At 53.0% G+C, this 22,960-nt stretch carries 30 protein-coding genes, 1 tRNA gene and 1 riboswitch; of the genes, 3 read left to right on the top strand and 28 right to left on the bottom strand.

Annotation, left to right across the window (positions count from 1 at the left end; all coding sequences use genetic code 11):
- Positions 1-11: 11 nt before the first annotated feature.
- The 13 genes from dprA to L2W58_RS02105 all read right to left on the bottom strand — a co-directional run bounded on the left by dprA (position 12) and on the right by L2W58_RS02105 (position 10,067).
- Positions 12-1,088 (bottom strand): DNA-processing protein DprA, encoded by a 1,077-nt coding sequence (gene dprA / locus L2W58_RS02165; RefSeq protein WP_236101377.1) that lies wholly within the window; start codon positions 1,086-1,088, stop codon positions 12-14.
- On the bottom strand, positions 1,085-2,584 hold the full coding sequence (locus L2W58_RS02160) for a YifB family Mg chelatase-like AAA ATPase (protein ID WP_236101376.1): 1,500 nt from the start codon (positions 2,582-2,584) through the stop codon (positions 1,085-1,087). Before L2W58_RS02160 ends, dprA begins: the two co-directional genes overlap by 4 nt.
- A complete protein-coding gene (locus tag L2W58_RS02155; RefSeq protein ID WP_236101375.1) occupies positions 2,581-2,952 on the bottom strand; it encodes a YraN family protein in 372 nt (123 codons plus the stop codon). Before L2W58_RS02155 ends, L2W58_RS02160 begins: the two co-directional genes overlap by 4 nt.
- Positions 2,953-2,954: 2 nt before the next feature.
- Entirely contained in the window at positions 2,955-3,230 is a 276-nt protein-coding gene (locus tag L2W58_RS02150) for an EscU/YscU/HrcU family type III secretion system export apparatus switch protein (RefSeq protein ID WP_236101374.1), read from the bottom strand.
- Positions 3,227-4,267, bottom strand: coding sequence for a hypothetical protein (locus L2W58_RS02145; RefSeq protein ID WP_236101373.1), 1,041 nt, complete (start codon positions 4,265-4,267; stop codon positions 3,227-3,229). Before L2W58_RS02145 ends, L2W58_RS02150 begins: the two co-directional genes overlap by 4 nt.
- Entirely contained in the window at positions 4,264-4,848 is a 585-nt protein-coding gene (locus L2W58_RS02140; protein ID WP_236101372.1) for a ribonuclease HII, read from the bottom strand. The genes L2W58_RS02145 and L2W58_RS02140 overlap by 4 nt, the downstream gene beginning before the upstream one ends.
- Positions 4,845-5,669 (bottom strand): YlqF/YawG family GTPase, encoded by an 825-nt coding sequence (locus tag L2W58_RS02135; RefSeq protein ID WP_236101371.1) that lies wholly within the window; start codon positions 5,667-5,669, stop codon positions 4,845-4,847. Before L2W58_RS02135 ends, L2W58_RS02140 begins: the two co-directional genes overlap by 4 nt.
- A complete protein-coding gene (lepB, locus tag L2W58_RS02130; RefSeq protein WP_236101370.1) occupies positions 5,669-6,181 on the bottom strand; it encodes a signal peptidase I in 513 nt (170 codons plus the stop codon). Before lepB ends, L2W58_RS02135 begins: the two co-directional genes overlap by 1 nt.
- Before the next feature lie 43 nt (positions 6,182-6,224).
- Positions 6,225-6,740: a type II secretion system protein gene (locus tag L2W58_RS02125; protein ID WP_236101369.1), complete on the bottom strand. Its 516-nt coding sequence runs from the start codon at positions 6,738-6,740 to the stop codon at positions 6,225-6,227.
- Positions 6,724-7,278, bottom strand: coding sequence for a 2-oxoacid:acceptor oxidoreductase family protein (locus L2W58_RS02120; RefSeq protein ID WP_236101368.1), 555 nt, complete (start codon positions 7,276-7,278; stop codon positions 6,724-6,726). Before L2W58_RS02120 ends, L2W58_RS02125 begins: the two co-directional genes overlap by 17 nt.
- A gap of 2 nt (positions 7,279-7,280) precedes the next feature.
- Complete coding sequence (iorA, locus tag L2W58_RS02115) at positions 7,281-9,134, bottom strand: indolepyruvate ferredoxin oxidoreductase subunit alpha (RefSeq protein ID WP_236101367.1); 1,854 nt, start codon at positions 9,132-9,134, stop codon at positions 7,281-7,283.
- Between the two features lie 21 nt (positions 9,135-9,155).
- Positions 9,156-9,566 carry an acyl-CoA thioesterase gene (locus L2W58_RS02110; RefSeq protein ID WP_236101366.1) on the bottom strand — a complete coding sequence of 137 codons (411 nt, stop codon included), beginning with the start codon at positions 9,564-9,566 and terminating at the stop codon, positions 9,156-9,158.
- Positions 9,567-9,644: 78 nt separating this feature from the next.
- Positions 9,645-10,067 carry a CoA-binding protein gene (locus tag L2W58_RS02105; protein ID WP_236101365.1) on the bottom strand — a complete coding sequence of 141 codons (423 nt, stop codon included), beginning with the start codon at positions 10,065-10,067 and terminating at the stop codon, positions 9,645-9,647.
- Positions 10,068-10,178: 111 nt separating this feature from the next.
- Between L2W58_RS02105 and L2W58_RS02100 the strand changes: the two genes are divergently transcribed.
- Positions 10,179-10,266 (top strand) — tRNA-Ser (locus L2W58_RS02100).
- A 179-nt stretch (positions 10,267-10,445) separates the two neighbouring features.
- On the opposite strand, the gene L2W58_RS02095 is transcribed toward L2W58_RS02100, so the two are convergent.
- Complete coding sequence (locus tag L2W58_RS02095) at positions 10,446-11,150, bottom strand: LexA family protein (protein ID WP_236101364.1); 705 nt, start codon at positions 11,148-11,150, stop codon at positions 10,446-10,448.
- Positions 11,151-11,288: 138 nt separating this feature from the next.
- On the opposite strand from L2W58_RS02095, the gene L2W58_RS02090 reads away from it, so the two are divergent.
- Entirely contained in the window at positions 11,289-11,477 is a 189-nt protein-coding gene (locus L2W58_RS02090; protein WP_236101363.1) for a hypothetical protein, read from the top strand.
- Here L2W58_RS02090 and L2W58_RS02085 read toward each other — a convergent pair.
- The 7 genes from L2W58_RS02085 to nikB are packed head-to-tail and all read right to left on the bottom strand — an operon-like array spanning position 11,464 to position 19,490.
- Positions 11,464-12,999, bottom strand: coding sequence for a carbon-nitrogen hydrolase family protein (locus L2W58_RS02085; RefSeq protein WP_236101362.1), 1,536 nt, complete (start codon positions 12,997-12,999; stop codon positions 11,464-11,466). The two genes, L2W58_RS02090 and L2W58_RS02085, sit on opposite strands and share 14 nt — an antisense overlap.
- A 51-nt stretch (positions 13,000-13,050) precedes the next feature.
- Positions 13,051-14,346 (bottom strand): MATE family efflux transporter, encoded by a 1,296-nt coding sequence (locus tag L2W58_RS02080; protein ID WP_236101361.1) that lies wholly within the window; start codon positions 14,344-14,346, stop codon positions 13,051-13,053.
- Entirely contained in the window at positions 14,337-15,416 is a 1,080-nt protein-coding gene (locus L2W58_RS02075; protein WP_236101360.1) for an ABC transporter ATP-binding protein, read from the bottom strand. Before L2W58_RS02075 ends, L2W58_RS02080 begins: the two co-directional genes overlap by 10 nt.
- A complete protein-coding gene (locus tag L2W58_RS02070) occupies positions 15,409-16,206 on the bottom strand; it encodes an ABC transporter ATP-binding protein (RefSeq protein ID WP_236101359.1) in 798 nt (265 codons plus the stop codon). Before L2W58_RS02070 ends, L2W58_RS02075 begins: the two co-directional genes overlap by 8 nt.
- Positions 16,207-16,210: 4 nt before the next feature.
- On the bottom strand, positions 16,211-17,776 hold the full coding sequence (locus L2W58_RS02065; protein WP_236101358.1) for an ABC transporter substrate-binding protein: 1,566 nt from the start codon (positions 17,774-17,776) through the stop codon (positions 16,211-16,213).
- Between the two features lie 24 nt (positions 17,777-17,800).
- Positions 17,801-18,610 (bottom strand): nickel transporter permease, encoded by an 810-nt coding sequence (nikC, locus tag L2W58_RS02060; RefSeq protein ID WP_236101357.1) that lies wholly within the window; start codon positions 18,608-18,610, stop codon positions 17,801-17,803.
- Positions 18,611-18,614: 4 nt separating this feature from the next.
- Positions 18,615-19,490 carry a nickel ABC transporter permease gene (gene nikB, locus L2W58_RS02055; RefSeq protein ID WP_236101635.1) on the bottom strand — a complete coding sequence of 292 codons (876 nt, stop codon included), beginning with the start codon at positions 19,488-19,490 and terminating at the stop codon, positions 18,615-18,617.
- On the opposite strand from nikB, the gene L2W58_RS02050 reads away from it, so the two are divergent.
- Positions 19,474-19,623 (top strand): hypothetical protein, encoded by a 150-nt coding sequence (locus tag L2W58_RS02050; protein WP_236101645.1) that lies wholly within the window; start codon positions 19,474-19,476, stop codon positions 19,621-19,623. The genes nikB and L2W58_RS02050 overlap by 17 nt on opposite strands.
- A 35-nt stretch (positions 19,624-19,658) precedes the next feature.
- Positions 19,659-19,848: riboswitch (cobalamin riboswitch) on the bottom strand.
- 468 nt (positions 19,849-20,316) lie between these two features.
- Here the strand turns inward: L2W58_RS02050 and L2W58_RS02045 are convergent.
- The 7 genes from L2W58_RS02045 to L2W58_RS02015 form a co-directional block, all read right to left on the bottom strand.
- Positions 20,317-20,496, bottom strand: coding sequence for a hypothetical protein (locus tag L2W58_RS02045; protein WP_236101356.1), 180 nt, complete (start codon positions 20,494-20,496; stop codon positions 20,317-20,319).
- Positions 20,497-20,575: 79 nt separating this feature from the next.
- On the bottom strand, positions 20,576-20,959 hold the full coding sequence (locus L2W58_RS02040; RefSeq protein ID WP_236101355.1) for a hypothetical protein: 384 nt from the start codon (positions 20,957-20,959) through the stop codon (positions 20,576-20,578).
- Positions 20,928-21,155, bottom strand: a complete 228-nt coding sequence (locus L2W58_RS02035) for a hypothetical protein (RefSeq protein WP_236101354.1) — start codon at positions 21,153-21,155, stop codon at positions 20,928-20,930. Before L2W58_RS02035 ends, L2W58_RS02040 begins: the two co-directional genes overlap by 32 nt.
- Positions 21,152-21,493, bottom strand: a complete 342-nt coding sequence (locus L2W58_RS02030; RefSeq protein WP_236101353.1) for a hypothetical protein — start codon at positions 21,491-21,493, stop codon at positions 21,152-21,154. Before L2W58_RS02030 ends, L2W58_RS02035 begins: the two co-directional genes overlap by 4 nt.
- Positions 21,490-22,026: an N-acetylmuramoyl-L-alanine amidase family protein gene (locus L2W58_RS02025; RefSeq protein ID WP_236101352.1), complete on the bottom strand. Its 537-nt coding sequence runs from the start codon at positions 22,024-22,026 to the stop codon at positions 21,490-21,492. Before L2W58_RS02025 ends, L2W58_RS02030 begins: the two co-directional genes overlap by 4 nt.
- Positions 22,026-22,187 carry a hypothetical protein gene (locus tag L2W58_RS02020; protein ID WP_236101351.1) on the bottom strand — a complete coding sequence of 54 codons (162 nt, stop codon included), beginning with the start codon at positions 22,185-22,187 and terminating at the stop codon, positions 22,026-22,028. Before L2W58_RS02020 ends, L2W58_RS02025 begins: the two co-directional genes overlap by 1 nt.
- A gap of 146 nt (positions 22,188-22,333) precedes the next feature.
- Positions 22,334-22,792, bottom strand: a complete 459-nt coding sequence (locus L2W58_RS02015; protein ID WP_236101350.1) for a hypothetical protein — start codon at positions 22,790-22,792, stop codon at positions 22,334-22,336.
- Positions 22,793-22,960: the final 168 nt, after the last annotated feature.

Below are 22,960 nucleotides of genomic sequence, written 5' to 3'. Positions count from 1 at the left end.
TCTCTATGTTCTCACAAAAGAGCGCACCAGCGCCCCGGGCCGGAACGATATATCTTTTCATCCGCCTCAAGATCGGCCAAAGCCGCCAGGACTTCCGGCACGGACATACCCAGTTTGTCCGCCAGGCCGTCGGCGGTGACCCCTCCAGACATGGCTATTTCCTCCAGCAAAGGAGACGGCTCAGGGGTCTCCTCGAGGGGGAAAAGAGACAGCTGTGAGTCCCTTCCTATGACGAAAGAGACGAATTCATCCAGATCCCAGAGGGGCTGCGCCCCGTCGAATAGGAGCTTGTTCGATCCCTGTGAGACCTTCTGAACAATAGGTCCTGGAACGGCCCATACGGGGCGTCCCATCTCGCCGGCCAATCTGGCGGTTATCATGGACCCACCTTTGACAGGAGATTCCACCACAACCAGGTGATCTGCCAACGCCGCAATGATACCGTTTCTCTTCGGGAAATGCCAACGGTCTCCCCTGATTCCCATGGGGAAACGGCTCATCAAGGCACCTCCTCTTTCCGATATGGCTGAGAAAAGCTCCTCGTGTCCTCTAGGGTAGACGACGTCAACGCCGGTTCCAAGAACAGCGACTGTAGCCCCTTGCCCCTCCAGTGCGCCGGAGTGAGCGGATCCGTCGATACCCATGGCTCCTCCGCTGATCACCAGAACCCCTGCCGAGGCCAGTTTTTCCGCCAGAGCGCGAGCTACCTGGGAACCGTAGGGAGAGCATCTTCTGGTACCGACGATGGAGACACAGGGCCCGGATATGGGCCAGGATCCCTTTACGTAGAGGACGACGGGAGGGTCGTCCGAATAGTCCAGTCCGTTGGGAAAAAGTGGATCCCCTCTGAAAAGAACCTTGGCACCGAAACGAGAGGCTCTCTCCATCTCCTCCTCCGGCCACTCCGAACCGTAGAGGCGAGTCATCCTCTCCCAGCGGTCCTCCTTGAGCCCCAGGGACAGGGCCAGCTTTCGATCCGACATAAGGGATTCGGCAGTCTCTCCCAGAGAGTCCAGCGCACGGCTCCACTGTCCCGGACAAATTACGGAGAAGTTCAACGCCAACAACGCCCTTTCGCTGCGGGTCATGATCGAGTTTCCCCTCTGTAGGACAGGGCCTCCATGACGGCCGTTTTAGAGACCTCCGACTCTCCGGCGAGATCAGCCACGGTCCTGGAGACCTTCAAGACCCTGGACATCCCCCTTCCCGAGAGGTTCAACCGGTTTGCCATCTTGATCAGGACGGCTTTTCCCTCCCGGGATAGGGCCATCTCTTTTCTGAGAAGTTTTTCCGGCACCTCGGCGTTGCAGCCATAGCCCCATCGACGCCATCGTTCCCTCTGTACTGATCTGGCCCTGCAGACTCTATCTCGGATAGAATCGCTTTTTTCCGACGCCGCCCCGGACAGTCCGACCAGCTCCTCTGGGGATAGGCGAGGCACCGATATATGGAGATCGACCCTGTCCATCATCGGTCCGGAGAATTTACGTCTGTATCTCTCCAACTCTGAGGCGGAGCATCTACAGGCCTCTACGGGGTCACCGTACCACCCGCACCCACAGGGGTTGGCCGCCAACACCAATAGGACTCTGGAGGGATATTCAACCGTTCCGGAGGCCCTGCTGACCGAGATAGCTCCGTCCTCGAGAGGCTGTCTCATGGCCTCGACGAGATCTCGGCGAAATTCGGTGAACTCGTCCAGAAACAGAACTCCTCTGTGGGCCAGGGATATCTCACCGGGCCTGAGGGCAGAGCCTCCACCGCAGACCGCCACGGTCGATGCCGTATGATGGACGATCCTGAAAGGGGGCTGACGATCCAGAGGTCCATCGCTGCCCAGGGTGCTCCGGACCGTCAGAGTCTCCAGGAGCTCTCGATCCGACAGGGGAGGCAGAATTCCCCTCAACGCCCGGGCCAACATCGTCTTGCCGCTGCCGGGAGCCCCGACCAACAGGACGTTATGGTGTCCTGCCGCGGCTATTTCCAAGGCCCTTTTTGCCGCAGATTGGCCTCTGATATCGCCAAAGTCGGGATCCGCCGCCGGTATGTCCGATCCCGGTTTTTCCGACTTCACCCTAGGGAGGTCCGAGCCGGATTTTATATGGCTCAGAAGAGAGGACAGGTGATCCACCACGTAGGCCTCCACGTCGGAGACTAGACCGACCTGGGTGGCGTTGCCCTCCGGGACGTATAGGGGCATGCCGGATTTTCGAGCCAAAATGGCGGCAGGCACGGCCCCTCTCACAGGGCGTATTTTCCCATCCAGGGCAAGCTCTCCCATGAAGAGAGACGGCCTGGACAGAGGGGATCTGTCGGAACGAAGTGCCAACCCCACCGCTATGGGCAGGTCCATGAGAGTTCCTTCCTTGGGAAGGTCAGCTGGGGCGAGGTTCACCGCTATTCTTCCCTTTAGAGAGACGCCGACGGACCTGAGGGCAGCCCGGACCCTCTCCTTGGACTCCCTGACCGATGCGTCCGGCAGTCCGACTATGGAGATGGAGAACAGTCCTCCTGCCATCTCCACTTCTACGTCCACCTCTCTGGCCTCGACACCTCTCAATGTGACGGCTTTTACTGGGTTCACAACACCACATCTCCTCCCGTGATGTCCCGACAATGATTCAGGAACAAACGTCCCTGCCTCTCAGTCAAGGCGATCAGATCGATCCGCCAGAACCCGTTCCACCCCGTCTTTTCTACGTAGGCCGCCCCGGCGATCACGAGGCGTCTGAGTTTTCTCGGTCCCACCGAATCCTCGGGAGACATTATTATACCGGTGGTCCTGAAACGGACCTCGACTATCACCAGGGTATCCCCATCCCTGGCGACTATATCCAGCTCTCCCCTGCGAAAACGGACGTTTTTTTCCAGGACGGTCCATCCCAGGTTTCGAAGGTAACGACAGGCAAGGTCCTCTCCTCGCCTGCCCTTTTCGAGATGAGGAGCGGTCACGGCTATCGACTTCCCACGTCGACTTTATATATGAAGGCCAAGACCCTTGCGACAGCTTCGTAGAGGTCGAGAGGTATCTCCTCCCCTATATCCAACGCCAGGAGGGCGCTGACCAGAGCGGCGTCCTCCACTATAGGGACCTCCGCCTCGCGGGCGACCTCGACGATTCTCTCGGCTATCCTTCCCGATCCGGATACGACGAGATGTGGGGCATCTCTTTCCTCTCTGTCGTATTTCAGAGCTGCCGCCTTGAAGCGGCCTTTATCACCGTCGTTCATGCCTCTATATCCAATCTGAGATAGCGGCGGCCGTCGTCTTTTCTCCTGCCCTCTACCCCTAGATACTGAAGGGACATCCCCAGGTTGGATAGATCGTTCCGAAGCTCGTTAAGTCTTTCCGATATGCTGTTTCGACCTGCCGGATCCTCGGCATTTATAGATACAGCCAGGGCCTTTCCGTCCGATTCCAATCGTCCGAACACCTCTCCTATGGCCACTCCATCCAGGGCGAAGGAAACCTGATAGTAACGGCGTTCCTCTCCTGGACCGCCTCCGGAGGAGCTAAATCTAACCCTAGCGGGCAGGGAATCCTCGTGGGGAGAGGGCCACCAGGCCCCGGCAAGAGCCGCATGAGAGAAGGGTTCACGGGGAGGACGTGAGATCATAGAATGAGCCCGAAGAAAAAGGCCCGATTCGTCCTCGCCCTCTTTCATATCGCGGAGCGACTCGAGAGGGTTTTCCCCTCGACGTGATCTTTCCCTAAGCTCCTCTCTTATCCTGCGCCAGTGACCTGCCACAGAGTTAGAGTCCATCGACAGATACCAGGATAGCAGGTTCGCTTTTTCAGAGGTTACTGCCTCGCCTCGAGCCATCAGTTCGACCAGAGAATTCATCGAAACAGAGTTGCCTCCCAGACGGCGGAACTCCCTTCGAAGGCCTAACATGAGCTCATCGGTCAGAGGAAGCCCCTTGGACAAAAGCAGCGACGCCGCTTCTCGATCTCCCTGAGGAAGCTTTCCCAAAAGAGCTGCGTCCTCCGGACGAAGCCGCAATACCGGCACGTCGCCCTTGGCGTCCCAGAGTGCCTGGAAATGCTGTCCCGGATATAGTGTCAGGTTGGATCGGGCCATGAGGTTCTGTCCGGCGATACGGACCGTATAGGTACCGTTCTCGGCGGACAGGACCCGCCCCTCCACGACGGTTCCGTCGGCGATGCCTTTGGCCTTTAGAGTCATAGCCCCTTTCGAGATGTCCGGGGTCTGTCCTCTTCCTACCCCTATGTTCAAATTGTTGGGATTTCCTATTCCGTCTATCATGCCGGACCTCTCCAGTGAAAGCTTTTTCTGTGAATCGGCGACGGCCCCATCGCCTCAAGGGCGTTCCTATGAGCCTTGGTCCCGTACCCTTTGTGGGACGCGAAACCGTAGTCGGGATACAGACGATCCAAAGCGACCATAGCCCTGTCCCTCAGGACCTTGGCGACCACCGACGCGGCGGAGATCTGAGGATATACGTCGTCTCCGTGGGGACAGACTCTCTGAGGCCACTGAAGATCGGGGATCTCTTTGTCTCCGTCCACCAAGACGCCGTCGAACAGACGGGAAGGGAGCCTCTCTACCGACCGTCTCATTGCCCACAAGGTAGCTCGAAGTATGTTTATCTCGTCTATCCGTTCGACCGATGCCGCCTGAGCGGCCCAGATCACACCGAGTTCCCCCATCAAGGAGAAGACCTTCTCCCTTCTCAGGGGGGTCATTTTTTTTGAGTCCCTGAGACCGGCGGAAACGAGCCTCTCCGACTGTTCCTCGGTCAATATGGCAGCCGCCGCGACAACCGGTCCCGCCATGGGGCCTCTCCCCGCCTCGTCCACTCCGGCAAAGACAGGGGAAAGGGTCATCCTATGAGATCTCCCGGTCTTTCCAGCGAGAACGCCCCTAGCTTCCCCGCCGAGAAGGCCTCCAGAAACCGCCGTCCCGCCAGGGTAAAATCCACCTTGTTTCCCGGCAGAAGACAGCCTAGTCGCCTGCCCAGGAACTCCAAAGTCTCGTAGGGATCCTCTCCTGGTTCCACTCCCCAGACGTCCTTTACGACGTACCATAGGTCCTTTTCCAAGAGGAACTCCACCAGACGAAAAGCCACAGCGTCGTAACCTCCTATGACCTCCGCCTTGCTGCATCCCAGCCAAGCCAGGGCTTTTTGTATGTGTTCATCCGATTTGGGGTCCAGTATTCCAGGGGAGTCCACCACGAGGAAGCCTCTGCCCTTATACCATGAGACTCCCTTCGTCACTCCCGGTATGCCTCCGACCGATGCGCTTTTCTTGCCTACCAGACAGTTAAGAAGAGCGGATTTGCCGACGTTAGGGATCCCCACGACAGCTAGGCGCAGTTCCCGGTGGGACGGAGAGGCCTTGAGCAGCTCCCTTCTCATAGGCTCGATCTTACCCTTCAACAGGTCCACCGCCCAGGCCTTGCCCGAGCCTTTTCTATACAGAGAAAGCCAGGCGTCGGTAACCTTTTTGTCCGCCAGGTCGCTCTTGGTCAGGACCTTCCAGACCGGACAGATCTTGGACATGGCCGGGGCTAGGGGCGACGCAGTGACCTCCGGGGCTCTGGCGTCTCTTACCTCCAGGATAAGATCCAGCTTACCGACCAGTCCCTCGAGTTTTCTGGTTCCCTTCGCCATATGGCCGGGGAACCAAACTGTACGTCCCGACATCAGTCCACCAGACCTATCCGCTTGATCGGCCAATAACGAAGAAAAACGGGCCCCCTTATGTTGTCCTCAGGGACGAAGCCCCAAAAACGACTGTCCTGAGAATTGGGCCTGTTGTCTCCCATAGCGAAGTAATGCCCCTCCGGGACCTTAACCTCGTCCATGATGTAGGCGTCGGGGAAACCGACGTAGGGCTCCTCTATTGGGTCTCCGTTGATGAAAACCTCCCCCTGTCTTATGGCGACCCTGTCTCCCGGCAACCCTATTATCCGTTTTACGAAGTCCCTCTTGGGATCCACCGGATACTTGAATACAAAAATTTGTCCTCTTTCCGGTTCCTGAAGGGCATACCAAAACTTGCACACCAAAACCCTGTCGCCAGGTAAAAGGGTAGGGATCATCGAGCCGCTAGGAATCCAGAAAGCCTGGACCACGAAGGTACGAATGACCAACGCAAGGACTACCGCCCACAGTATCGTCTCGATGGTCTCTCTCCACCATGGTTTTACTGCCATTCTGCGAACAACCTCCAAATTTAAATATGTCTCTCCATCCAGATCAATGTCGGAACCACCGCATATACGGAAAACCCTTTACGGGAAGGACGATCTTTCCCAGGGGAGCCTTCCTTGTATCCGTATATATATTAAGGGTCATTCCAGGGGACAAGGTTCGGTAGATCGGAGAATAAAAAGACAGGCTGTAAGGTCCCAACCTGGACACGATACAGTATTTTAGCCTGAATATCTCCTTCTGGATCGGATTCGTCCAAGTAAGGCCAATCCTGTCCACGTCGATTCCGTGTTTGGAAATGATCAGATAGAAAGGTCTACGGTACATGATGGACCGCTGATAACGATTCGTCAACCATCGGGTCATACGGAACGCCTCGTCTTTGGCACAGTAATTTCTCCAGTTTTCCCCGGAGATCACTAAAAAAACCGACCCTAGCCCAACGGACAATAAAAACGATACGATCAGAACCTCCAACAAGGTGTAGGCCCGAAGGGGAAGAAAAAAGGGGGCCTCTGCCCCCTTTTTTTCCTCTTCGTCGCCGTTATCTGGCAGCTTCATACCCCAGCTTGAGAACCTTCAGGTTTTCATCGACGAAACGGGCGGGAGCAAGATCCCTTATGGCTTGACTCATCTCGTCCATCGACACGCCCCCTACTCCAGCACCGCACATCGCCCCTAGGATCAGGACGTTCAGGAAAAGAAACCGCCCTCCCATATGTTCTTTGAGAATAGAGTATCCCTCTACAGGATGAACCTCTATCTTACGGCGATCCAGAGAGCTCTGAAGCCTGTCGTTTTCGAAGGCCTCGGGATCGTAAAGGTTGACGACAAGTTTACCTCCGTCCCTCAGATAATGAAGGTTTCTAACCGCCTCGTTCTGGTCGAAGGCGAGCAGTACGTCGGCCTCTCCTACCTTCACTAGAGGACTGAGGTATTCCCCTACCTTGAAGTGGCTCACGACCGAGCCCCCTCTCTGTGCCATGCCGTGAACCTCGCTGCCTACGACGCTACGCCCTTTTTCCATGGCGATGTGTCCCAAAGACTTGCTGGCGAAAAGAATACCCTGACCTCCGGTACCTACTATGACGAACTGCATAATTAGGCCTCCTCCCTCGAAACTATGGCCCCGTGGGGACACACGCTCATACAGACACCGCAGTTGACGCAGTATCTCTCGTCTATATAAGCCTTCTTGGAGGACTCGTCGAAAACCAGCCCGGGACAATTGAAGGAGGTAATACAGTATTTACAGCCTATGCAAACCTCTGGATCCACCCTTACCGGTCTCGGGGTCGGAGGCTCCTTGAGGATGGTTATACAGGGATGTTTGAAGATCAAGACCGCCGGTTCTTTGTTCTCCCAAGCGTAGGCCCAGGCATCCTTTACTACGTCGACGTTCTCGTTCACGTCGTAGGCCTCGACAGTCTTGATATAGGAGACACCGCAACCCCGACAGACCTGCTCCAGATCTATCTGAACTCCCTGATCGCCCTTTCTCAGTTTCGTCCCGACGTTGGGACTGGACTGTCCTCCGGTCATGGCGGTGATGCGGTTGTCCAGTATAGCAAGTACGAAGGCATGACGGTTGTAGACCGCACTGGCCAAACCGGTAAGGCCGCTGTGGAAGAAGGTAGAGTCCCCTATGGTGGCAACCACCGGACGTTCCTCCCCGTCGACCTTAGAGGCCAGGTAAAAACCGGAGGCAGCTGTTACGGCAGCCCCCATGTCTATGGCGCTATCTACTCCCTTCTGCATTATGCCCAAGGTATAGCACCCTATATCGGAGGGGTTGATCGCCTTCGGCAGGGCCTTTCTGATCGCGAAGAAACTGGCCCTGTGAGGGCATCCGGGACACAGCATGGGAGGTCTGGGGGTTACGTGCATTTCCTCCATGGCCGAACGTACGTCCTCATCGATAGACGTCTCGACCTTGTCTCCAAGACATTCAGCTATGATCCCCTCTATCAGCTCAGGCAGAAGCTCCCCCGCCCTCGGCACGAAACCGTTCCAACGTCCCATTATCTTGGTACGGTCGTTCAGCTGGGTCTCTATAACAGGATAGGTCTGCTCGAGGACCAACACTTTTTCGTGACGGGCTATGAACTCATCGCACAGCTTGACCGGAAGAGGTACGGGAGTGCCTATCTTGAGGATCTCTATGTCGTCCCTGCCGCTGGTCCGGATCATGTCGGAGAGGAAGGCAAAGGTGGTGCCTCCGGCGATGATGCCCAGACGGACGGTACCTTTAGCTGGCACGACGTAGTTGTATTTTCCGTAGTCTTCCTCGAATTCGTTCCGTATGGCATCGTTTTTATCGTTCAGTCTGGGGTGATTTACCTTGACTCCGGCGGGGAGACACACCCATCTTTTAGGGTCTTTCTTGAACTCGTCCTTCCTAGGCGGCAAGACCTCGTCCCTCAGGGGGACGTCCTGTCTGGCGTGGTCCACCTTGCCGGTAGGACGAAGCATGGTTACGATACCGTGTTTCTCAGAGAGGTCGTAGGCATCGAAGACCATCTCCTTCGCCTCCTCGGCGGTCGACGGATCGAAGCATGGAACCTTGGCGAACATGGCGAAATAACGGCTATCCTGCTCCGTCTGGGAACTGTGGGGACCGGGATCATCGGACACCACGAGCAGGAATCCGCCCTTGAGGTCAAAATGAGCGGTGCTCATAAACGGATCGGCCGCCACGTTGAGTCCGACCTGCTTCATGATACAGCAAGTCCTCTTTCCTCCGAAGGAGGCCGACACCGCCATCTCATAGGCTACCTTCTCGTTAGCTCCCCATTCGACCGCGGTCTTAGTTCCCAATTGGTCCGAATAGGCTGCTACGGCAGGAAGGATCTCGGAAGAAGGCGTTCCTGGATAGGCAGTGGCTATCTCGCATCCGGCCTCCACGATGCCCCTCGCTATGGCCTCGTTACCTAACAATATGCTTCTCTTGCTCAAGATGACTCCCCCTCTTTTGGATTACGGCCCCTCTGTCGACCGTTCCTCAAGCCATCGGATAAGGGGGTGACCGCCACGGATCAACTTACCGTCCGGAGTAGCAAAGGCATGGCGGGTCTTCCCCTCTGCCAACAGCTTATCCCCTCTGTACAACCTATATTTGAACGTAACGCTATGGGGTTTTACCTGCTCCACCGAGGTACGCAAGGAAAGCTCCTCGTCGTATCTCGCCGGAGATTTATACCTACAGGAAGCCTCGACCACCGGCAGGAAGACCCCCTCATCCTCCCAACTTGCATAGGGTTTTCCCCATTCCCTGCATAGGTTGGAACGCCCCATCTCAAACCAAGTGAGATAGTTTCCATGGTGCGCTATTCCCATCTGGTCGGTCTCGGCATATCTGACGCGAAAAACAAAGACGCTCTCCCTCAAGTAAAATCCTCCCATTCGATGAACACTTTCATTATACCGTTTTACCTCTTCAAAAAAACAATAGAATATTTAAACTATTTACTTTTGTACTGTACAGCGCCGCAGATGCGCAACCTTCATGCAATTATCGCTAACCACCTCGAAACCATCCTCCCTTAAAGAGGCCTCCAGGGAGGGATTTTTAGTTCCAGGTTGGAACCACACTGCCGGTTTATAGGAAAGAGCGTTTAACTCATCCCTCAATCCTTCCTGAAATCTAGCGGATATGAAAAGCGATACGATATCCACCGGATCATCTATCTCGGCCAAAGAGGAGACGCATTTTTCCCCCAGTATCTCCTTTTCCCTTAGTCTCGGATTTATGGGATACAGCTGCACACCGACCGATTTAAGATAGGACATGACGTCGTAGACAGGACGACTTGCCTTGTCCGACGCTCCTATAACCGCTATTTTTCCTGGATTACATAGGACTCTATCGACAAGATCGTTGGTATTCATATTTGTTCCCCCTTTTTGAATGCCGTAGTCTGAATATCGCACTGTATAGCTCAATTTTATCACGAGACCTTGGCTTATCCGCTTTTCTTGTTATAATGTCTGGGTAAACTGGGAGGGTTGACCGAGCGGTCGAAGGTGGCGGTCTTGAAAACCGTTGAGGCGCAAGCTTCCGTGAGTTCGAATCTCACACCCTCCGCCAATAGCATATTCGTAGCCGTCCGGGAGAGTCCAACACCCGGACGGCTACTGTTTTATTCAAAGAAGGCCCGGATATATACCCAAGGCCTTCGATTTCGTCACCGACCCAAATCGGATCTTTTCTTCAGTTGTAGACCTCTCTGATCTCGGAAGTCCTGGGTAAAGATCCACAAAGAGGCCTTAAGCCCCTCTTTTAGGTTTACCCAACGTCCTGACAACCTTACCTATTATCTGGAATAGCCCTTCGTCTATGTCTTCCACGGAAAAGGATCTGGGAGGATATCTCAAGGAGGACGATCGTATCTCCGCCGCTCCGTTTCTCTGCCAATAGACCCATTTGACCGCCCAATCGCCATTTCGTCCGAAGCTTACCAAAGCGGGGTCGCCATCGTACACCTCTTCCTCCGGATTTACCACGACTTGACTTCCATCCAAGATTCCGGCCTCTTCCATGCTATCTCCCTCTACCGTGATTATAAAGGGACGACGATCGGCGTTCACAGATACGGTTCCCAATAGCTCGCCGGGAAGCATTATAGAGTCCTCCGCACCGGCATAGACCTCGGCCATTCCGCCTATGCCGTTTCCAGCACAGGCTACAGCGGAATCGTCGAGAATGGGGACATCTATCCACTGGGAAAACGAGAGTTTTCCGGCGGACCCCCTGTGACCGAAACTTTTTTGATCTCCCTCTCCACTTACGAGATAGCCTACGGAACACCCCAAAACAGAGGCCAGACTTTCCCAAGTCTCTATGGAGAGACCTATTCTATCGTTTTCGACCTGACTTACGGTGTTTTGTTTTACCCCTGACAACCTAGCCAGCTCGGTCTGAGTAAGACCTTGATCCTTTCTGGTCCGACGTAATCTCTCCCCTCGAGTCATAGCATCACCTCCAAGGCTCATATCTAATACCATTATCTATCAAACCGATATTTTATACAACCCCACTCCCAAAATATCGGTTGACACGATGAAAAAGACATCGTAATATCTGTATAAAAGATATCTGGAGGTGATCCCATGGACAGAGAGACCATAAAACTGATAGTAGAAAATGGGCATTTCATAGGATACGACATCAACCATAAAAAAAAGGTCCGCCGAACCGTGCTCACGGCACAGGCTATGGCGGACAGGATTCTGGAACGAGAGAACTCGGGGTTCTTCGAAAAAAGGAGCCCTATGGTGGCTATGGCTACCGGTTCCTGAAGATATTATCCTCGGGAGACCTGTCTAAAAGCACGTCCGTACCGGGAACTACCGATTTTTCTCTGGATAAACACAGAGGACATAGTGCCGATATCATCTGATCTTCTCCTACAAAAGCTTGGGATAAAATGGCTCCGTCGGGAGACGCGATAAGGCTTCCTCCTACGGACGCAGAAGCTGCGGCAACCACGAACAACTTATTCTCCGCCGCCCTGCTTCTGGCCAGATGCTCCGTCATAGGACCATCGGGGGCAAACCAAACGAGCATCTCCGCCCCCTTGATCGCCTGTATTCTGGAAACCTCCGGAACGTAACCGTCCTCTCCTATGGAGATTCCCCAGGCTCCTATGTCGGTTCGAATCACGGGAACCGTATCTCCCAGACCATGGCCGTGGGTACCGAGAGAGACATTACAGACCTGGCCATCTCTGATCGACCACGAGATCGGCCCTTTAGGACCGTTTTCTCTAGCAAAGACGATCCACATATTTTCATATGACCGAGATAGATCCAGCAAAAGCTCCATCGCCAAGGACTCCATCTCGTCTGAGTCTGACAATGGAGACAGGACCAACAAATCGGCTTTCTGAAGCCAAGCTTGGCGGACAAAGCTTTTTACCCTGTTCAATACGACCAGCGAATCCCAGTCCAATTGAGCTAAAGAGACCATAACCACAGTGGCTTCCCCCTGGAAATGAGGCTTTTTTTTCTCGATCAGGGGGGCACAGATACCCTCTTTGAGTGGGACCATGCTAGGTCGATTGGACAGGTCGATTTGCTCCACCAGCACGCCTGGATCCTTAGATCCCAGGGCGGCTACGGAGCGACCTAAAGGATCGTATATGCCGGATCTTCCACAGTAGACGACCGATCGGTTTTCCATTCCGGATTTGTTGGCCATAGCTATCCAGACACAGTTCTCAAAAGCCCTTACCGGTAGCATGAAATTTACCTGCTGATTTGAAAGCAAATCAGCATCTTTTCCAGAAGATGTGAGGTTGGCAAGATCCAATACCAGATCTGCTCCTTTACGAGAGAGGTTACGAAGCACCTCGGGATTTCTGGCATCCGCACATATCGACAAACCGATCTTGCCCCAAGGGGTATCGGCCAAATCATAGGAGTGAGATTTTCCGAACCATCGATCGTCGAAATGCCACAGAAAACGCTTGCCTTCCTCCAGAATAATATTCCCATCCGGATCGATGAGGACCGCTCCGTTTATCCATCTTCCGTTTTTGTGAAGTGCCAACCCCACGGCCAGATAGACTCCGTTTCCCATGGCGGATTCCCTAAAGCTTTCCAGAGCCCTTCGGGATTCATCCGGAGAGTCAGGATCCTCGGACCAGCGATCCAACACATATCCCGGAAAAACAGCCTCGGGAAGGACCACCATCTGAACACCAAACCCAGAGGCTTCCCTTATGCCCTCAAGGGCTTCTCTTAAAGACTCTTGCCTTTCCTCCACGTCTCTAGATCTCAGTTGAACGCAGGCTATCTTCAACTTTTTAGAAGACGACATCATCGCACCTCCTCTTCGTCTATGGTCGTAAACCTACAAAACCATATTACACTATCGTCGAGCAAGGGTTCGTCGTAAAAAGGGCATCAGGAAAAGGCTTCTTCCTGCATAAAATAGCAAGAGAGCCAACCAAAGCCCATCGTTGCCCCAAAGATCGAAAAAGAACCAATAGCCGGCCATAAATAGGGCAAGAGCCATAATCGTAGAGTTTCTGACAGGACCGGTAACGGAAACACCCGTGAAGACGCCGTAGAACACCAACCCCCAAACGGCAAATAAAGGATAGAGAGCGACCCACCGGCCATACCTGACGGCCTGTCCATACACCTCGTCGATATCTGTAAAAAGAGAGACCAATCCGGATAAAGAAGAAAGATACAATCCACCGACCAAAAGAGCCATCCCGGCTCCCCAAAATGCACTGATCCTCCAGACCGACCTCAGGGCTTCGTCGTCCTTCCTACCAGCCGCCCTTCCTGCAAATACACTGGAGGCGTTGGCAAATCCGTCGAAAAGATAGGCCATCAACGACTGTATCTGTAGAAGAACCGAGTTGGACGATAAAACTACCGTCCCCAAAGAGGCGCTGGCTGCCGTAAAAACATTTACGTGGATCAGCAAGCAGATGGTCCTTATCATAAGGTCTCCGTTTACCTTGAATATAGCCACCATAGCAGAACGCTCAAAGACCTTTTTTACAGGAACGGAGGAAAAATCGCCGTATCTAACCATGAAAAACAGTCCTATAGCGAAAGAGGTCAACTGGGATATCAACGTAGCCAAAGCTATTCCCGCCACTTCCATGGAGAAAACGTAGACGAACAAAACGTCCAGTAAAATATTCAACAGATTACTGGAAATCTGCATAATCAGCGAGGCCTTTATCTTCATTTGTCCCATTAACCACCCTAAGATAACGTAGTTAAAAAGGACGAACGGAGCTCCCCATATAAGTATCCCAAAATAGGTCGCTACCATCCTCATGACCTCAGGATCCGGAGATATCATATTTCCCGCTGCTTCTAGTACGAGTTTACGAAAAAGGATAAAAGCAACGCCGACCAGGAGTGCAATTCCAAGGGGACGGTAGAACGATATCATCCTATCGTCTCCGTCAGATGAGTCCAGAGACTGGGCACTGTAACCGGTCGTGCTGACCCTGAGAAAGCCAAAGATCCAGTACATCGTGTTGAAGATGACTGCACCTACAGAGACCCCGGCAATGAAGGCTGGGTTTTCAAGGTGACCTACAACCGCGGTATCCACCGAGCCTAAAAGAGGCTGAGTGATCGTAGAGAATATAAACGGCACCGCAACCGCCAGATATTCCCTGTTTTTCAACCCCACAGAGATCCCCCTTCATCGAATAGATGACAGGCAACCAAATGGTCTTTCTCGCCCCTAAGAGGGGCAAGGGTCGGCTTTTTAAACCTGCATATATCCATGACTCTGTCACACCTGCCCTGAAAAGGACATCCTTCCGGAATATCCAAGGCACTTGGAGCTTCGCTTTCCAAGCTCTCTATGGCTTTCGTAAAATCCATCCCGGTCGAGAAGATCGAGCCTAAAAGCGCCCGAGTGTAGGGATGGGCAGCGACTCTATTTACATCCCTCGAAGTAGGCATTACCTCCATGATCGAGCCCAGGTACATGACGGCTAATCTATGGGCGATGGAGTTTATAAAAGCGACATCATGAGAGATGACGACCATGGTCGTTCCGTTTTTTCTCTGAAGATCGACTAGCAACCGAGCTATGTTTCTCTGAACCGAGACGTCCAAAGCGCTTGTTGCTTCGTCACATACCAGTATCTCCGGGTTTACAGAAAGAGCTCTGGCTATTCCTACCCTCTGTATCTGCCCACCGCTTAAAGTATGAGGATAACGGCACAGGAAATCACCGGACAGCTCCACCGTCTCCAGTAACTCCAAGGCCTTAGCCTCTCTGTTCATCTTCTTCAAAAACTTTAGGTTTACCAGAGGCTCCGTAACTATATCCACTATCCTCATCCTAGGATGGAAGGACGCCAGAGAATCCTGAAAGACCATCTGGATATTCTTACAGTTCCGTCGACGCTCTTCTCCTTCCATGGCGGTCAGATCCCGACCTCTGTACAGTATCCGCCCCTTAGAGGGAGATTCCATGGACAAAAGCATCTTAGCAAGAGTTGACTTGCCACAGCCGCTTTCTCCGGCAATACCCAAGGTCTCCCCTCGCCGAAGGGTCAATGAGACATCGTTACAGGCTATCAGAGAACGACCTCGACTTTTACCCCGGAATCTGCCGCGACGACAACCACAGAGATTCCCAATAATCCTGCCACAACGCCGTCCTACGTTGAAACTAGCACCACCGGAGCAGAAAAACTCTTTCGTAACTCCTTCTATACGAACGATTTCCTCGCCATGTCTACACAAAGCGACTTCCCCCTATTTCCGGCACAGCATCCAGAAGGTTTTTCGTATAACTCGAACCGGCACGGGAAAGGATATCCTTTCTATCTCCTCTGTCCAGCATACGACCGTCCTTCATGACCACCATATGGTCCGACATATAGGCGGCTACCCCGATATTGTGGGTAACCATCAGTATGGTGGTTCCATATCGTTCCCTTAGCTCCATCATCTGCCGGACTATCTGTGCCTGGGAGGTGACGTCTAGAGCGCTGGTAGGCTCGTCTGCCAACAATAAATCGGGGCGGAAGGTCATAGCCATGGCGATACCCACCCTTTGCCTCATACCCCCGCTGAGCTCGAAGGGATAGCTGCCCATGACGTTCTCCGGTGCAGGGAGCCTCATGGATCTCAACATAGACACAGCTCTATTCCAGGCCTCTGATCTGGAAACCTCCGAGTGAATCCGTATATACTGCACAAACTGAGAGCCAACCGACCTTATTGGATTCAACATATTGCCCGAATCCTGAAATATCATGGACAGATTGGTCCCCCTGATCTCCCTCCATCGCGATCTGGAATAACCCAATACAGAAACTCCATGAAGGAGGATATCTCCAGATGTTATCGAAGCCCCAGAGGGGAGAGCTCCTATAACGGAACGAATAACCGTCGTCTTTCCGCTACCGCTCTCCCCTACCAGGCTAACTATTTTTCCCTTACCGACAGACAAAGAGAACTGCTCAACCGCAGGTCTAGCAGAGCCCCCTTTCAAAGCATATACAACCGATAAGTTTTTGATATCCAACATAGGTCTAATCTGCTATATCTACGTCCTTAGTAATCCAATAGTAGTCGATCGGATAGATTTTCAGGCCTGTGACCTTGCTGGAGGAGAACAAATAGGTTACCTCGCAACCGAAAAACACGCTGGCAGCATCGTCGACTATATGTCGCTGAATATCGATGACCAGGTCTCTGCGTTTTGTCGGATCGAATTCCGTGGAAAGTTCGTCCATGAGCCTGTCGACCTCAGAGTTGCTATAACCGGCCTTATTGGAATTGGGGGCTTCATTGGAGTAAGTCCTCCAAAATTCACGAAGGTAATTCTCGGGGTCTCCCGTGTTAGCTGCCAAAACACACCATATTATCAGGTCGAAATCTCCTGCCTCCTGTTTGTCCAGCATGGTCTCGTAACTTACTGTATTTACCGTGACCTTGATTCCCACCTCTTTAAGGTTGATCTGAGCTGCCTGAGCATAGATCCCAAGCTCCGCACGGCTATCGTATATTACAAAATTCAGATCTATCTTCTCTCCATTCGGAGATTCGACGTAACCGTCTCCATCTATGTCCTTATAGCCGTTATCAGTCAAAATCTTTCTGGCGGAATCGGGATCGAAAGAATTAGGATCCTCTATATCCTCAAAACCGAAATCCAACGAAGGCGGAACCGGCGTCTTCCCAGCGGTGGCCCCTCCGTCCAAAAGGACCTCTACGTAAGTATCCCTGTCCAACGCCCTTATGATCGCCTGCCTCAGTATCTTATCTCCAAGAAAACCTTTCTGGTTCATGAAAGCCAGAGTAGTCCTGAGAGCCGGGATACACAGGGTGCTATATCTCGATTCATCTGTAAAAGTAGCGGCATTTCCGGACTTGAGATTGTAGGCCACATCGATCTCTCCGGCCTGAAGGGCCATCTCGCGGGTCACCTGATCCCCTATAACCTTGTACTCGACCTTGTCGAAGGGGACCGGGCCTCCCCAGTAATGATCGTTTCTAGCCACTACGCATATCTCGGAGGCCTTGAACGAAACCACTTTATACGGACCGGTACAGATCGGACCCTCTAAAGCAAAACTCTCCGTATCCACGGTGGTATCGACTATCAGAAAAAGCGGTTCCGCGAGACTTCCAGGAACGTTATAGGTTGGACTAGAGGTAGTTATAATAAGATTTTGCCCGTCCACCTCAATGGAATCGTATTTGAAGAAAGCGGTCGCGGCTCTTTTGCTCATAGTGAAAGTACGCTCCAGAGAGGCCTTGACCAGCTCGGGCGTCATCTCTCTACCGTTGGAGAACTTCACTCCCTCTCTGATCCTGAAGATCCAAGACTTCTTGTCATCCGAACATCTCCAACTCTCCGCCAGACAGGGTTTCAGACCTCCCTTTTCGTCGAAACGTACAAGACACTCTCCTACTCCATAGCGACTGACGACCCAGCTAAAATACTGGGTCGTAGGCTCCAGAGTATCGGCAAAACTCGTCACTCCAACCCTCAAGATCTTTTCGGACGCAGACGCGGTCTTCGGACCTGAAAACGCCATCACACAGAGGGCAAGAACGACGACAAAACGGAAAAAACGATGCTCTCTTATCATAAGACAAAACTCCTCTACGTTAATTTATCTACAGCTGCCATGTTTGGGATCCAACACATCCCTGAGGCTATCCCCAAACAGATTAAAAACAGACACGACCATCACCACCGCCAAACCGGGATATATCATCAGCCAAGGAGCCCTGGCGAGATAGGGCCTGGCCTCGTTCATCATCAGCCCCCATTCGGGACTGGGAGCCCTGGCACCAAGCCCGAGAAAGGAAAGGGCGGCTAGCTCCAACATCATGCTCCCTATGTCGGTCACGGCAGTAACGAGCATCGTAGGAAATATGATCGGCAGGATGTATCTAAAGATTATCCTGCCAGTGGTAGCACCGGAAAGCCTGGCTCCTTCCACGTAAAGAGAGGTCTTTGCCTTGAGAACCAAGCTCCTGGCGAGTCGAGCATACTTGGGCCAAGTGACAGCGGAAACGGCTATGACCGCGTTGACGGCGCTGCTGCCGAGCATACCGGCGATGGCTATCGCCAAAACCATTCCGGGAAAGGCTATCATCATATCTGAGAATCTCATTATTGCCCCGTCGACGATACCTCCAAAATAGCCGGACAAAAGCCCCAAAAAAGTCCCGACCACAGAGACCGAGATAACCACCGCGAAGGACATGGACAGAGAGGCCCTGGTGCCGTAAATAATCCTGGAGAGAAGATCCCGACCCATCTTATCCGCCCCCAAGGGATACTCCGCACATGGAGCCTTTAGAGAATCCCTCATTACAGCGTCAAATGCGTCTTTAGGAGCTAATACAGGGGAAAAAAGAGCCATGAAGAACACAAAAAAGGAAAGCAAGGAAAAGGCTACAAATCTTTTTCTCATGAGGTCACCTGGAGGACCTTCCGATACGGGGATCGAGACGACCATAGGAGATATCAACGATGAGGTTTATCGTCATATAGATGAGGGAAATCCAAAGCACATAACCTTGGACCATAGGATAGTCCCTGGCCGTTATGGCGTGAACCGCCAGATTCCCCAGGCCAGGCCAGGAGAAGATAATCTCCACGACGGCGGTTCCTCCTAGAAGACTTCCTAAGGAGAGCCCCAAAAGGGTTATAAGCGGCAGGACCGCGTTGGGAAGCACCTCTCTGCAGAGAACGGAGACTCTAGATTCCCCTCGAACCTCCGCTCCGAGGACATAGTCCTGGTGAAGCTCCTCGAGAACGGCGGTGCGAACCTGTCTGGTGTATTTAGCGGACATGGCGAAGGCCAAGGTAACGGCAGGCAGAAGAAGATCCGAAAACCCCTGACCGCTGGAGACGACCGGAACGAGATGTAGCCTGAGGGCAAAAAAGCTGAGAAACATGAGACCGACCCAGAAATTGGGGACGGATACCCCTAAGAAGGTAAATCCTCTTATCAGATAATCGGGCCATCTGTCGCAATATAAAGCGGAAAGTATACCGAAGGGGATTGCCACAATTAACATTATGACCAAAGAGGCTACGGTCAACTTCAACGTGGCGGGGAAAAAAGCGATCATCCTGTCGACTACAGGCTGTTTAGAGGTGTATGAAATACCAAGATCTCCTCTAAAAACGCCCCAGAGCCAAGACATGTAACGTACGAGGAAAGGACGGTTAAGACCTAGCTCCTGCCTGGTAGCCTCGAGAAGTTCAGGAGAGACAGATTGTCCTCCAGACATGAGCATGGCCTCCGCAGGATCTCCAGGAGAGAGGCTCATGAGAGAAAAGGAGATAAAGGTAACGCCGATAAGGACTATCAGAATCTGCGATAATCTCCCAATGATGTTTATACCTTTCAATGCAACCCCACCCATCCCTAAAACCATTAAAGAAATAAAACCACAGGGAGGGTATACAAGGACCTAAAAAATAAAAAAAAGCCCCCATACCCTCGTACGGAAAACCGTTAAAGGCAAGGGGCGGTATCCTGACTCTCAATCGTCCTACTCTCACGCCTTCCCACAAGACCAGGCCTTGCAGTGGCTCCATGTGATTTCGTCATGATTACAGTAGCGGGGCTGTGCCGGATTTTCACCGGACTTCCACATCCCGATGCCTTTCATCTTCGGTAGCGATTGTCCATAAAAATTACGATGAAGTCTACCTCATAATCTTATACTCGTCAACAACATTAACTTTTAGAGCGTGACGATCCCTACACAAACAAAAGCCCCACCTCAACCCTGTCACCACAGGGGGAAGATGGGACCTAACATCACAAACCATGTCACAACTGACCATAACTAACCTACTGCCTATTATGTAAATCCGTCGTTGCTGGAAGGTTTCTCCAACTTCACCAAGTGTCCTCAACCCTTACAACTACAGGCATTGGCTGCCCCGCCTGGATTCGAACAAAAATAAGGTATCCCAGCGACCACAAAGGATAACAGGGTTAATCAAGTCTTGCGTTGTACGGTTTATTGTACGATCACGATAAAATCAAGAATGGTCAAGCTCTTTCTACCGGTTCTCGTCCTCATAATTCTACAATCTCCCCACCATGATTACAAACAAAAAAACAGCCCTCCCGAGGAGATCCCCGAGAGGGCTATTTCATTACAATATCCATATAACAACAGCTCCGACCACGGCCAATATCCCCGCATCCTGTCTCCCCTGTGACCGACCTTTCTTGTAAGCGTCCTTGCGTTCCTGTTCAACCAGTCCGGGAATGCGGGCTATCTGTTTTGCGGTCTCCTGTGCTTCCTCCCTGGCGACCTTTGCGTCCTCGCTCATCTGCCGGGCGGTCGCCTCCCACGTGTCCGCTCTGGCCTTCTGGACCTCGTAGGCTATAGTCGCATCAAGGAAGTCCTGCTTACTCCCCCAGACCCCATCCTCCCCAGTCTGGGGATGTCGCATCGGCTGAAACCCCGCTTCGCCTGGCGCGCTCATCAGCAACAATACGATTCCAGCGAGCGGCAAGAGCCTGACAATCCAGATCCGCAACCTCCGCCGTAGCCTTCCAAGCATGGGACCTCACCTCTCTTTCCGCTTCGCTCACCCGGTTTTGTAGTATCTCCAACTGGCGGTCTATCTCCTCTGTGGAGGATATCGCCCTGTCCGTGACCTCCTGTACTGTCGGAGAGGGCTTTATTGCCTGCTCCGTTCTCCAGAGGGAGACGGCGCCCCAAGTAAGGATCACGACCAAAGCGACCCACCAGTATTTTCTAACAATCTCCTTTATCTTCGTTCCATCCATTCTCTTCGTCCTTCCTGGCGATCCTCGTCGCCGCCTGAGCTCCGCCGTACACGGTTAAGGCAAAACCAAAGAGTCCAGTCAAAATAGCCGGAATCCCTTCCGGGACTGGCTCCCAGCGAACCACGGCGACGAGAACGACAAGGGCAGATAACCAAAACGATCCCCATACCATGGTTCGCTTGAGCCGTATTTTCATTTTCCAGCTCCTCGCTTCATCCATTCCAAAAGGTCCTTGGAGAACATGTCCAGAGTCTCTTTCGTATTCCTTCCGGCAAGCACGGCCAGTGCGTATCCCCACATCTGAGGGACAGCCAGCGCCGACACCACGCAGTAGATAGCGATCCCGAGAACCACGGTTGAGGCACAGGAGATCAGATAGGTCCCCCACCGCCAGTCATCGACATGATGATCCAGCGAGGTAGCCGTATGCCCAATCAACACCAGACCGATATAGGGGAGAGCGTTTAATGCGAAATGAGCGACACAAGCCCCTATGGAACGAGCATGGTCGGTCACTCCGGAGTCCTGTATCATCGGTAGGCCTCGATCCCAGCGACTATGGCCACAGCGAAGGAATGTCGAATTTCCGGTATGGCCAGCTTCATCCCTTCCTCTGGATTCGAGATAAAACACGTCTCGACGAGAACGGCAGGACATTTCGTCCTCCTCAGAACGGCGAGATTCTTTCGTGGTTTCGTTCCTCTAGACCTTAGTCCCATATAGTGGACGAGATGACGCAGGATCATCTCTGCGCAGGACCGACCTTGCTTCGATCCAGAATAATACAGGACCTCCGTCCCTTGAGCCGACTGGCTGGTGGCGGCGTTGGCATGGATAGAAACGAACAGGTTCGCACCGTCTCCCATAGCGGCTCGATCCGACAGGGAAATAAACTCGTCCGTCTCCCGAGTCATACGGACCTCGTGCCTCAACGACACGAGTCGATCTCTAACGTCCAGTCCGATATCCAATACCACCTCAGCCTCGGTGAGACCTTTGTAGGGTGTCCATCTCCGCACTGCCCCTGGGTCCTTGCCGCCGTGTCCGGGATCAACGACAATTCGCATCAAAACATCCCCCTAAAATCAGATTCGTCCCCGGCATACCAGGGGTAAGCGGTGAGGTGGAGAATGGCCGCCACCTGATACGGCCAGGGCATGAGAGGAATCAAGCCGAGTTCCAGAAGGAACCCGGCCTGACAGATAAAGCGTATTTTACGTGCCGACACATCCGGCCACTCCCACGTCCACCGGGGGACAGGGATCTTCCACAGCCGCCCCCACGCGAACACAAAGTGAATGCGGCTCCCGCAGAGGAGAGCCGCTATCCAATGCCCGAGCTCGTGCATTATCGGGGCCAGTAGCACCCACAGGATCACCATGTTATCGCCTCCAGTTCATCCGCCGTGGTGGCGGCATCAATCTGGGGCTTAAGGCTAGATATTCTGTCGTCCGCAGCATATGCCGCCTCGAACTGTTCCATGAGCACTGTCTTCCCATCTGTAAGGGATATGTCGGTGTGGATGGTACCATCGGCCTCAATGAGCTTTGGGATGGTAGACAGGCTTCGTAGTTCGGCATATCGGATCACGCCATCCACCAGAACCACGTCGTTCTCTCCGTATTTCATTGTCAGTCCAATAGATGTCGTAACTCCGGAGGACTCCGCTTGAGTTTTTGCCGTTACGAGCTCCGACAGCTTCCGAGCCCTAAGATGTTCTATGGTCGGTTCCACCGGTTCCGGCGGCAAAAACGCCTCCGGATGAGCCCCCTTGTACGAGGCAAACTCCGAAGGCGTGTAGGATGTTCCCTGAAAATGGATTCGTTCTATCATATGATTACCTCCTATTTGAACCCACGCGTGAGGCTGGCGGGGAGAGTGGACATGAGGACGGGGAGGGGGACAATCTGCCTACGAGTTATGCGGTTCTCCACTAATTCAAATTCAGTCCAGGCTCCCCCAATAGGGGACATTTGGACACTGATAGCCAACGTATCCCAG

This window comes from Dethiosulfovibrio faecalis (assembly GCF_021568795.1).
Lineage (GTDB): Bacteria > Synergistota > Synergistia > Synergistales > Dethiosulfovibrionaceae > Dethiosulfovibrio > Dethiosulfovibrio faecalis.
This window is presented reverse-complemented; position numbering and strand designations above follow the sequence as displayed.